This window comes from Rhizobacter sp. (assembly GCF_031412495.1).
In the GTDB taxonomy this organism is placed as follows: domain Bacteria; phylum Pseudomonadota; class Gammaproteobacteria; order Burkholderiales; family Burkholderiaceae_C; genus Schlegelella_A.
On sequence record NZ_JANODC010000056.1, the window covers coordinates 1 to 10266 of the forward strand.

General features: G+C 68.4%; 10 protein-coding genes. 3 read left to right on the top strand and 7 right to left on the bottom strand.

What is annotated here, in order from left to right:
* The 3 genes from AC30N0_RS02060 to AC30N0_RS02070 all read left to right on the top strand — a co-directional run.
* Window positions 1–2221, top strand: a 2221-nt coding sequence (locus AC30N0_RS02060; RefSeq protein ID WP_489516277.1) for a ribonucleoside-diphosphate reductase subunit alpha, incomplete at its 5' end; no start/stop codon positions are given.
* A gap of 152 nt (window positions 2222–2373) precedes the next feature.
* Window positions 2374–3546 carry a ribonucleotide-diphosphate reductase subunit beta gene (locus AC30N0_RS02065; RefSeq protein WP_489516278.1) on the top strand — a complete coding sequence of 391 codons (1173 nt, stop codon included), beginning with the start codon at window positions 2374–2376 and terminating at the stop codon, window positions 3544–3546.
* A 234-nt stretch (window positions 3547–3780) separates the two neighbouring features.
* Complete coding sequence (locus tag AC30N0_RS02070; protein WP_489516279.1) at window positions 3781–4230, top strand: histone; 450 nt, start codon at window positions 3781–3783, stop codon at window positions 4228–4230.
* A gap of 111 nt (window positions 4231–4341) precedes the next feature.
* Here AC30N0_RS02070 and AC30N0_RS02075 read toward each other — a convergent pair whose 3' ends face one another.
* The 7 genes from AC30N0_RS02075 to AC30N0_RS02105 all read right to left on the bottom strand — a co-directional run bounded on the left by AC30N0_RS02075 (window position 4342) and on the right by AC30N0_RS02105 (window position 10200).
* Window positions 4342–4716 carry a hypothetical protein gene (locus AC30N0_RS02075; RefSeq protein WP_489516280.1) on the bottom strand — a complete coding sequence of 125 codons (375 nt, stop codon included), beginning with the start codon at window positions 4714–4716 and terminating at the stop codon, window positions 4342–4344.
* 47 nt (window positions 4717–4763) lie between these two features.
* A complete protein-coding gene (locus tag AC30N0_RS02080; RefSeq protein ID WP_489516281.1) occupies window positions 4764–5669 on the bottom strand; it encodes a carbohydrate kinase family protein in 906 nt (301 codons plus the stop codon).
* A 27-nt stretch (window positions 5670–5696) separates the two neighbouring features.
* Entirely contained in the window at window positions 5697–6785 is a 1089-nt protein-coding gene (locus tag AC30N0_RS02085; RefSeq protein WP_489516282.1) for a zinc-ribbon and DUF3426 domain-containing protein, read from the bottom strand.
* The gene (locus AC30N0_RS02090) at window positions 6782–7693 is read right to left on the bottom strand and encodes a 50S ribosomal protein L11 methyltransferase (RefSeq protein ID WP_489516283.1); all 912 of its coding nucleotides are present in this window, start codon (window positions 7691–7693) and stop codon (window positions 6782–6784) included. The genes AC30N0_RS02085 and AC30N0_RS02090 overlap by 4 nt, the downstream gene beginning before the upstream one ends.
* Before the next feature lie 13 nt (window positions 7694–7706).
* Window positions 7707–9056 (bottom strand): acetyl-CoA carboxylase biotin carboxylase subunit, encoded by a 1350-nt coding sequence (accC, locus tag AC30N0_RS02095; protein WP_489516284.1) that lies wholly within the window; start codon window positions 9054–9056, stop codon window positions 7707–7709.
* 67 nt (window positions 9057–9123) lie between these two features.
* Entirely contained in the window at window positions 9124–9567 is a 444-nt protein-coding gene (gene accB / locus AC30N0_RS02100; protein ID WP_489516286.1) for an acetyl-CoA carboxylase biotin carboxyl carrier protein, read from the bottom strand.
* A 108-nt stretch (window positions 9568–9675) separates the two neighbouring features.
* Window positions 9676–10200: a TlpA family protein disulfide reductase gene (locus AC30N0_RS02105; protein WP_489516285.1), complete on the bottom strand. Its 525-nt coding sequence runs from the start codon at window positions 10198–10200 to the stop codon at window positions 9676–9678.
* Between the last annotated feature and the right edge of the window lie 66 nt (window positions 10201–10266).

A 10266-nucleotide genomic window follows, 5' to 3' on the forward strand; every position in this document is an offset into this window, starting at 1 on the left:
GTCGCAAGCCGAGATGGCCGAGCGTTATGCCGAGTACTTCCCGCAGTTCATCAAGAAGGGCGTGACCGCCGAGCTGCTCGACGAGAAGCTGATGCAGTACGACCTGGCCCGGCTGGGCGCGGCGCTGAAGGCCGAGCGCGACCTGCAGTTCGACTACCTCGGCCTGCAGACGCTGTACGACCGCTACTTCCTGCACATCGACGAAGCCCGCATCGAGCTGCCGCAGGCGTTCTACATGCGCGTGGCCATGGGCCTGGCCCTGGGCGAGATCGACCGCGAGGCGCGGGCCATCGAGTTCTACGAGATCCTGTCGACGTTCGACTTCATGAGCTCGACGCCGACCCTGTTCAACGCCGGCACGCGGCGGTCGCAGCTCTCGAGCTGCTACCTGACCACCGTGGCCGACGACCTCGACGGCATCTACGAGGCGCTGAAGGAGAACGCCCTCCTTTCCAAGTTCGCCGGCGGCCTGGGCAACGACTGGACCAACGTGCGCGCCCTCGGCAGCCACATCAAGGGCACCAACGGCAAGAGCCAGGGCGTGGTGCCGTTCCTGAAGGTCGTCAACGACACGGCCGTCGCCGTGAACCAGGGCGGCAAGCGCAAGGGCGCCGTCTGCGCCTACCTGGAAACCTGGCACCTCGACATCGAGGAGTTCCTGGAATTGCGCAAGAACACCGGCGACGACCGGCGCCGCACGCACGACATGAACACCGCGAACTGGGTTCCGGACCTGTTCATGAAGCGCGTCATGGAAGGCGGCGAATGGACGCTCTTCTCGCCGAGCACCTGCCCCGATCTGCACGACAAGTTCGGCCGCGCCTTCGAAGAAGCCTATACGCGCTACGAGGACAAGGCCGGGCGGGGCGAGATCAAGCTGTTCAAGAAGGTCAAGGCGGCCGACCTGTGGCGCCGCATGCTGACCATGCTGTTCGAGACCGGGCACCCCTGGATCACGTTCAAGGACGCCTGCAACGTGCGCTCGCCGCAGCAGCACGTCGGCGTCGTCCACTCCAGCAACCTCTGCACCGAGATCACGCTGAACACCAGCGACACCGAGATCGCCGTCTGCAACCTGGGCTCGGTCAATCTGGCCCAGCATGTCGGCCCCGACGGGCTCGACCAGGCCAAGCTGAAGAAGACCGTGGCGACGGCGATGCGGATGCTCGACAACGTCATCGACATCAACTACTACGCCGTCAAGAAGGCGCGCGACTCCAACCTGCGCCACCGCCCGGTCGGCCTCGGCATCATGGGCTTCCAGGACGCCCTGTACGAGCTGAAGCTGCCGTACGCGTCGGACGCCGCGGTCGAGTTCGCCGATCGCTCGATGGAGGCCGTGTGCTACCACGCCTACTGGGCCTCGACCGAGCTGGCGCAGGAGCGTGGCCGCTACTCCAGCTACCGCGGGTCGCTGTGGGACAAGGGCATCCTGCCGAGCGACACCCTCGACCTGCTCGCCGAGCAGCGCGGCGCGCTGAAGGGCGGGGCGGCCGGAGCCGCCGCGCTGGTCGACATCGACCGCAGCAGCAGCCTCGACTGGGCCCTGCTGCGCCAGCGCATCGGCCAGCACGGGATGCGCAACTCCAACTGCGTGGCGATCGCGCCGACGGCGACGATCTCCAACATCGTCGGCGTGAGCGCCTCGATCGAGCCCTCCTTCGGCAACCTGTCGGTGAAGTCGAATCTGTCGGGCGAGTTCACGATCGTCAACGAGTACCTCGTCCGCGACCTGAAGAAGGCGGGCCTGTGGGACGAGGTGATGGTCATGGACCTGAAGCACTTCGACGGCTCGCTGCGCCGGATCGATCGGGTGCCGGAAGACCTGAAGGCGCTCTACGCGACCGCCTTCGAGATCGAGACCCAGTGGCTGGTCGAGGCGGCGGCACGCCGGCAGAAGTGGATCGACCAGGCACAGTCGCTCAACATCTACATGGCCGGCGCATCGGGCAAGAAGCTCGACGAGACCTACAAGCTGGCCTGGCTGCGCGGCCTGAAGACCACCTACTACCTGCGCACGTTCAGCGCCACCAATGCGGAGAAGTCGACGGTGAAGTCGGGCCAGCTCAACGCCGTGGCGAGCGGCGCGCGCGGCGGGGCGACGGCGGGCAGCGTGGTGGCCTCCGCGCCGGCGATCGCCGGCATCACCGCGATCGAGGACGCTGCGACGGACGTTTCGTTCTGTGCCTTGGACAACCCCGACTGCGAAGCGTGTCAGTGACGACGGCCGCTGCACGTCGTCGCGCCGCATCGAGCACGCGACCTCGCGCATCTCGATGCCGTGGAACAACAAAAGCGTGATGCGTCACTTGATATGTCTTGGGTTTTCGTGTTCATCGCTCGGATAATCGAGCGTCAGAGGAAGTAGTCGCAATGCTGGTTTGGGAAGAAGACAGAACCACCGAGAACGCTTACGCCGCAAGCACCGCGCCACGCGCGGTATCCGCATTGCCGGCTGCCGCAGAAGCGCACGCGATACCCGCCTTGCAGAGTGTGGAAGCCACGGCGCCGGCCCTGCCGGCCGCGGCCCGGCGCGTCAAGGCCGCCGACAAGCGGATCATCAACGGCGCCACCGACGTCAACCAGCTGGTCCCGTTCAAGTACAAGTGGGCTTGGGAGAAGTACCTCGCGAGCTGCGCCAACCACTGGATGCCGCAGGAGGTCAACATGTCGCGCGACATCGCGACCTGGAAGGACCCGAACGGCCTGTCCGACGACGAGCGGCGCATCGTCAAGCGCAACCTCGGCTTTTTCGTGACGGCCGATTCGCTGGCCGCCAACAACATCGTCCTCGGCACGTACCGGCACATCACTGCCCCCGAGTGCCGGCAGTTCCTCCTGCGCCAGGCGTTCGAGGAGGCGATCCATACCCACGCCTACCAGTACATCGTCGAATCGCTGGGTCTCGACGAGAGCGAGATCTTCAACGCCTACAACGAGGTCCAGTCGATCCGCGACAAGGACGAGTTCCTGATCCCCTTCATCGAAGCGGTGATGGACCCGCATTTCCATACCGGCACGCCGGAGAACGACCGCACGCTGCTGAAGTCGCTGATCGTCTTCGCCTGCCTCATGGAGGGCCTGTTCTTCTACGTCGGCTTCACCCAGATCCTCGCCCTCGGCCGGCAGAACAAGATGACTGGCGCGGCCGAGCAGTACCAGTACATCCTGCGCGACGAGTCGATGCACTGCAACTTCGGCATCGACCTCATCAACCAGATCAAGGCCGAGAACCCCGGCCTGTGGACCAGCGAGTTCAAGGCCGAGATCCGGGCCCTGTTCGAGCGAGCGGTGGCACTCGAGTACCGCTATGCTGAAGACACGATGCCCCGTGGCGTGCTCGGCATGAATGCCTCCATGTTCAAGGGCTACCTGCGCTACATCGCCAACCGGCGGGCGACGCAGATCGGCCTTCCCGAGCTCTTCCCGAACGAGGAGAACCCGTTCCCGTGGATGAGCGAAATGATCGACCTGAAGAAGGAGCGTAATTTTTTCGAGACGCGTGTCATCGACTACCAGAGCGGTGGCGCGTTGTCTTGGGATTGAGGCCGGCGCGCCGAGCGCACCGGTCTTGCTTCGCGACGGATGACGTCCCGAAGCGAATGGCAGATCAAGATTCGCGGGAAGAGACGCAGCGCCAAAGAAGTGCTGCCCGGCCCGCACCCCGGATTCATCGCACCGAAGCGCCCCTCCTGGGTAGCCGAGGGTGGTGAATAGCCGCTCGAATCCGACGCGTCGGATTCGAGAGGTTCCATGTCAACTTGATCAAGGAGAAACGTAATGGCAACTGCGAAGAAAGCCGCCAAGAAGGCGCCAGCGAAGAAATCCGCCGCCAAGAAGGCGCCGGCGAAGAAGTCGGCGGCCAAGAAGGCGCCGGCGAAGAAGTCGGCGGCCAAGAAGGCCCCGGCGAAGAAGACTGCGAAGAAGGCCGCCAAGAAGACCGCGAAGAAGGCGGCCAAGAAGGCGCCTGCCAAGAAGGCGGCCAAGAAGGCGTCTGCCAAGAAGGCGGCCAAGAAGGCGCCTGCGAAGAAGGCGGCCAAGAAGGCGCCTGCGAAGAAGGCGGCAAAGAAAGCGCCTGCCCGAAAGGCGGCTCCGGCCGCCAAGAAGGCAGCTCCGGCGGCCAAGAAGGCCGCGCCTGCGCCTGCCACGCCGGCAGCGCCGGCCGCACCGGCGAAGACGTCCCTCAGCCCGCAAGCTGCATGGCCGTTTCCGACCGGCAGCAAGCCCTGAGAGACGCTCGTCGTCTTTCTGTGAGCCCGGCTTCGGCCGGGCTTTTTCTTGGCTGTCGGGGGGGGGCGAGGTGCCGTCCGGCGGGCCATCAGGCCGTGCTGAGGGCCTCTCTCAGGGCATGACCTGGGTATCGGCGAACCCGTGCGTGGCCGGAAACGGCATCAGCCCGGAATCTGCCGGAGGCTCCGGGTCCCCGACGGCGATCGCCTCCTCGAGCTCGCGCACCCGCTGGCGCGAGCTGTGCGCATCGGCCGAAACCAGCTGCAAGGCCGCGAGCTCCTTCTTCAGCGCCTCGATCTGGCGCCGCGCCTGGAGCGTCTGCTCCTGCGAGAAGACACGGGCCTTGTCGCTCTTGTGCAGGCGATGCGCCGCGGCCTGAAGCTTTCGCCCGTACCACCACCGGCACGCCGCCACGGACGCGACCGCTCCGGCGACGAGACCGGTGCTCAAGCCGACGACGATCCAGGTTCCCTGGGCAAGCTCCATGCGGTGCGACTTCGGACGACCGGAGGCCGACTTGAGCGGCCGCGCGGTCAGGCGCCGAGAAGCGTGCGATCCAGCACATGGTTCTGACCGCCGCGGCTGGCGATCTTGAGCGCACCGAGCCGGTTGCCGAGCTCGGCGCAGCGCAGCAGCGGCCAATCGCGCTCCAGGCCGAAGAGCATTGCGGCCCGGAACGCGTCGCCGCAGCCGGTCGGGTCGATCACCTCACGGGCAGGGACGCCGGCGACGGGGGTCTTGCGGCCGTCCTGCCAGACGTCGCAGCCCTGTGCGCCGAGGGTGACGACGAGCCCGCGCCGCGGCGCGCCGGACATCGCCTCGAGCGTCAGCCCGGTGCGCTCGCACAGCATCTCCGCCTCGTAGTCGTTGACCGCGATCCAGGCGGCACGGTCGACGAACGCGCGCAGCTCGGCCCCGTCGAACATCGGCAGCCCCTGGCCGGGATCGAAGACGAAGGGGATGCCCGCGGCGCTCAGCTGCTCGGCATGGCGAAGCATGGCCTCGCGACCGTCGGGGGCGACGATGGCGAGCCGGATGTCGGCGTCCCGCGGCACCGGCGTCTCGTGCGCCGACTGCATGGCGCCCGGATGGAAGGCGGTGATCTGGTTGTTGTCCATGTCGGTGACGATGAACGCCTGCGCCGTGTAGCTGGCGTCGTCGACGCGGACGTGCTCGACGGCCGCGCCCCAGGACTGCAGCCGTGCCACGTACTCGGCGCCGTCGCTGCCTACCGCCGCGAGCACGACGGCTCGACCGCCCAGGCCGGCCAGGTTGTAGGCGATGTTCCCCGCACAGCCGCCGAACTCGCGCCGCATCGTCGGTACGAGGAAGGACACGTTCAGGATGTGCAGCTGGTGCGGCAGGATCTGGTCCGCGAAGCGGCCGGGGAAGGTGGCGATGCTGTCAAAGGCCAGGGATCCGCAGATGAGGGCTGCCATTCGTTCTCCGAGTCGGGTCGATGCGTGTCAGGGATAGAAGATCTCGACCGTGTAGCCGGCGACCTGGATCTTGCCGGTGGCGAGGGTGAGCTGGAGCGGGACCTCGGCCCTGGCGGCCAACTGCGGCGGCGCACGGAAGTCGCGGGCCGAAAGAACACGGCGCGCCACCTGTCGCCCGTTGCTGTCGGTCAGGCTCAGGTCGATGGCCGGCATCGTCAGGACCAGCTCGCTGCGGTTGCGCAGGTTGACCGAAAGCACGTAGGCGTCCAGCCCGGCGGCGCGTGCGAGCGCCGTGCTCTCGACGGTCACGGCATCGATGCGGCGCGGCGCCTCGAGGGCGCAGCCGGCGAGGCGGCACCAGGCCGCCAGGGCAGGGCGCAGGGCCGGGCGCTCGGCAGCGAGGCTGTCGCGGAAGTGGTGGCCTGCCTGCAGGGCGAGCGCGGCCGCCGCCGCCGCCGAGCCCAGGACCAGGCCGACGCGCCAGGGCCTGCTGCGCCAGCGGGCATGACGATCGGCGCGGCGGATGAACTCCGGCCGCGTCGTGCTCTCGAGGGGCAGGGCGGCGGCGACGGTCGACGGTTGGGCCGGCTCCGCGTCCTCCGGCAACGCACCTTCCTCGAACAGGTCGGAGTCGAAGCGGGCGTCGGAGAACTCCAGGCGGTCGCGTGCGCCCACCTGCCCGGCCGGCTTCGGCGCGCTCTCGGCGCGCTTGCGCCGCCCGAAGAGATGCGCGTCGATCGGATCGGCCAGCAACTCGTCACGGATCGACGGCGTGCCTTCGTCGCGAGGCGCCTCATGCACCGGGGCCGGCTGCACTTCCGGCAGGGCAGGCGGGGGCTCGTCGACGGGCGCGGTGGCCGTGGCCTCGGCCGGTTCGGCGACCGGCTCCGTCGAGGGCCTCAACAGCGGCATCGGCACCGGCACCGACGCCGGACCCGACATCGCCGCGTCGTCCCAGCCCGTCGGCGCTTCCCGCTCCAGATCGAGCAGGCCTTCGAGCGCGTTGAAGACCGACTGGCAGCGGCCGCAGCGAACCCAGCCTTCGGAGACCTTGAGCTGGTCCTGGACGACGCGAAAGACGGTTCCGCAGGAGGTGCAGCGGGTCGCCAGGCTCATCGCGAAATCATGCCATGCGGGTCTGCGCCCGTGCCCGTCATGAGGACCCAGCCGTCGTCGACGGCGGCGACGTCGATCGCCAGCCACGGTGCGTAGGCCGCGCGCAGCTCGCCGGCCTGGCGCTCGAGGATGCCCGAGAGGACCAGGTCGCCCCCGTCGGCGAGCAGCGAAGAGAGCAAGGGCGCCAGCAGCTTGAGCGGCGTGGCCAGGATGTTGGCGACCACGAGCGCGTAGGTGCCGCTCGCGAGTTCCGGCAACCCCGAGCGCAGGGCGACGCCGTTGCCGAGCGCGTTGTCGCGTGCCGTGGCGACCGCGGTCGGGTCGATGTCGACGGCATCGATGTCGGTCGCGCCGAGCAGACCGGCGGCGATGGCCAGGACGCCCGAGCCGGCGCCGTAGTCGAGCACGCGAGCCCAGCGTCGGCCCTGCCGCGCGCTGGTGACGATCCAGCGCAGGCACATCCGGGTCGTCGGATGCGTCCCGGTTCCGAAAGCCTGGCCGGGATCGAGCCGGATGACGTGCTCGGCAGGGGCGGGCACGTCCGACCAGGTCGGCACGATCCAGAAGCCGGGCGCCACCTGCTGCGGCCCGAACTGCGCCTGCGTCAGGCGGACCCAGTCGCGATCGTCGACAGCGGCGATCGCCAGGATCGACGCTGCTTCGGGAGAGGCCGCCAGCAGGGTCGCCGCGGCGGTCGCTTCCGCTTCGCTGGCGAACAGCGCGTTGATGAGGGCGCGCTGCCAGGCGCCGGTGCTGCCGATGCCGGGTTCGTCGAAGACCGGCTGCTCGGCCGGGCTGCCCGCGTCGGCATCTTCCACGGAAACGGCGAGCGCCGGCATGGCCTCGTCGAGCAGGTCGCAGATCGACTCGACGGCCGCCGCCGGCGCCACCAGGGTGAGCGCGTGCATCGGCCGGCGCGCGTCAGCGCTTGTGCTGGTCGAGCCAGCCTTCCAGGTAATGGATGCTCGTCCCGCCCTCGATGAACTTGGCGTCGACCATGAGCTCGCGGTGCAGGGGAATGTTGGTCTGGATGCCTTCGACCACGGTCTCTGACAAGGCGATGCGCATGCGCGCCAGCGCCTGGTCGCGGGTGTCGCCGTGGACGATGATCTTGCCGATCATCGAGTCGTAGTTCGGCGGCACCACGTAGTTCGTGTACGCGTGCGAGTCGACCCGCACGCCGGGGCCGCCCGGCGGGTGCCACATCGTCACCCGCCCGGGCGACGGCGTGAACTTGAAGGGATCCTCGGCGTTGATCCGGCACTCGATGGCATGGCCGCGGCAGACGATGTTGCGCTGCGCGAACGGCAGCTTCTCGCCGGCGGCGATGCGGATCTGCATCTGCACGATGTCGATGCCCGTCACCCACTCGGTGACGGGGTGCTCGACCTGGACCCGTGTGTTCATCTCGATGAAGAAGAACTCGCCGTTCTCGTACAGGAACTCGAAGGTGCCGGCACCTCGGTAGCCGATCTTCTTGCAGGCGGCGATGCAGCGCTCGCCGATCTTCTCGATGACGCGGCGCGGGATGCCGGGCGCCGGCGCTTCCTCGATGATCTTCTGGTGCCGCCGCTGCATCGAGCAGTCGCGTTCGCCGAGCCAGACGCCGTTCTTGTGCTGGTCGGCCAGGATCTGGATCTCCACGTGACGCGGGTTCTGGAGGAACTTCTCCATGTAGACCGCCGGGTTGCCGAAGGCCGCGCCGGCCTCGGCCCGCGTCGTCTGTACCGCCGCGACCAGCGCCGCCTCGGTGTGCACGACGCGCATCCCGCGACCGCCGCCGCCGCCCGCGGCCTTGATGATCACCGGGTAGCCGATGAGCCGGGCGGCGCGGATCGCCTCCTTCGGATCGTCCGGCAGGGCGCCTTCGGACCCCGGCACGCACGGGACGCCCGACTTGATCATCGCCTGCTTGGCCGAGACCTTGTCGCCCATGATCCGGATTGCCTCGGGCGTCGGGCCGATGAAGGTGAAGCCGCTGCGCTCGACGCGTTCGGCGAAGTCGGCGTTCTCGGACAGGAAGCCGTAGCCCGGGTGGATCGCCTCGGCGTCGGTCACTTCCGCCGTCGCGATGATGGCCGGCATGTTCAGGTAGCTCTGCGCCGACGCCGCCGGCCCGATGCACACGGCCTCGTCGGCGAGCTTCACGTACTTGGCGTCGCGGTCGGCCTCGGAATAGACGACGACCGACTTGATGCCGAGCTCGCGGCACGCGCGCTGGATGCGCAGGGCGATCTCGCCGCGGTTGGCGATCAGGATCTTCTTGAACATCGTCAGGGGCCGGCGCGCTGGCCGGGACCGGCCAAAGAGAAAGGAGCGGTGTTCTGCCCGGCGCGGCTCATTCGACGACGAAGAGCGGCTGGCCGAATTCGACCGCCTGGCCGTTCTCGCACAGGATCTCACGGATCGAGCCGGCAAAATCCGACTCGATCTCGTTCATGATCTTCATGGCCTCGATGATGCAGACCGGCTGGCCTTCCCTGACCATCGTGCCGATCTCGACGAACGGCTCGGAGCCGGGGCTGGCGGTCCGGTAGAACGTCCCCACCATCGGCGACTTGATGACGTGGCCGGTCGGTGCCGGCGCGACCGGCTCCGCGGCCGCTTCCCGCGACCGCTGTTCCATGGCCCCCGGTGCCGGCGCCTGGGCGGGCAGGACATAGGTCGCGGGCGCGACCCCCTTGACGATCCGGACCTTACCGTCCGCCTCGGCGATCTCGAGTTCGGAGATGTTGGACTCCGATACGAGGTCGATGAGCGTTTTGAGTTTTCTCAGGTCCATCAAGTGCAAGGCCGCCGCGGCGGTGGATCGGGAGGGAGGCCGCACTGTACGCTTTCCTGGACGGGCGTCCGAAGATGGGCGAAATTTGCGCCAGTTAGCTGCCCTTGCCTAGGCGTTGAGGTTCCACTCGCGCAACAGGTCGGCGTCCAGGACGCCCAGGCGCCGTACCACGAGGCGCCCGCGGCCATCGAACACGATCGTGAAAGGCAGCGCCGCGCCCTTGTTGCCCAGGCTGCGCGACAGATCCAGCCCCTCGATCCCGGCGAGTGCCATCGGCAGCTGCAGGGCGCGTTCGGCGGCGAAGCGGCGCACCGGATCGGGGCGATCGACTGCCAGGGCGAGGACCTGCCAGCGTCCTGCATGCTCGCGCGCGAAGGCGTCGATGAGCGGCAGCTCGGTCACGCACGGCGCACACCAGGTCGCCCAGAAATTGAGCAGCAGCGGCTTGCCACGCAGCGAGCGCATGGCCAGGGTCGTGCCATCGAGGCGCTCGAAGGACAGCGACCAGACGTCGATCGCCGGCAATCCGTCCGGGCGCCCGGCCTCCGACCGCCGCTGCCAGCCATAAAAGCCGGCGCCGCCGACGATGCCGGCGGCCGCGGCACCGCCGAGCAGCCAGGTGCGCCGCCTCATTCCGGCCCGAGCAATCCGCGCAGCGCAGCGAGGTCGCCGCGCTCGGTGCGACCGCGCGCGTCGCGG

What these genes read in the sequence shown, in the direction of transcription:
- AC30N0_RS02065 (WP_489516278.1), top strand. Translation starts at nt 2,374, where the DNA reads ATGCTGGTTTGGGAAGAAGACAGAACCACCGAGAACGCTTACGCCGCA.
- AC30N0_RS02070 (WP_489516279.1), top strand. Translation starts at nt 3,781, where the DNA reads ATGGCAACTGCGAAGAAAGCCGCCAAGAAGGCGCCAGCGAAGAAATCC.
- AC30N0_RS02075 (WP_489516280.1), bottom strand. Translation starts at nt 4,716, where the DNA reads ATGGAGCTTGCCCAGGGAACCTGGATCGTCGTCGGCTTGAGCACCGGT.
- AC30N0_RS02080 (WP_489516281.1), bottom strand. Translation starts at nt 5,669, where the DNA reads ATGGCAGCCCTCATCTGCGGATCCCTGGCCTTTGACAGCATCGCCACC.
- AC30N0_RS02085 (WP_489516282.1), bottom strand. Translation starts at nt 6,785, where the DNA reads ATGAGCCTGGCGACCCGCTGCACCTCCTGCGGAACCGTCTTTCGCGTC.
- AC30N0_RS02090 (WP_489516283.1), bottom strand. Translation starts at nt 7,693, where the DNA reads ATGCACGCGCTCACCCTGGTGGCGCCGGCGGCGGCCGTCGAGTCGATC.
- accC (WP_489516284.1), bottom strand. Translation starts at nt 9,056, where the DNA reads ATGTTCAAGAAGATCCTGATCGCCAACCGCGGCGAGATCGCCCTGCGC.
- accB (WP_489516286.1), bottom strand. Translation starts at nt 9,567, where the DNA reads ATGGACCTGAGAAAACTCAAAACGCTCATCGACCTCGTATCGGAGTCC.
- AC30N0_RS02105 (WP_489516285.1), bottom strand. Translation starts at nt 10,200, where the DNA reads ATGAGGCGGCGCACCTGGCTGCTCGGCGGTGCCGCGGCCGCCGGCATC.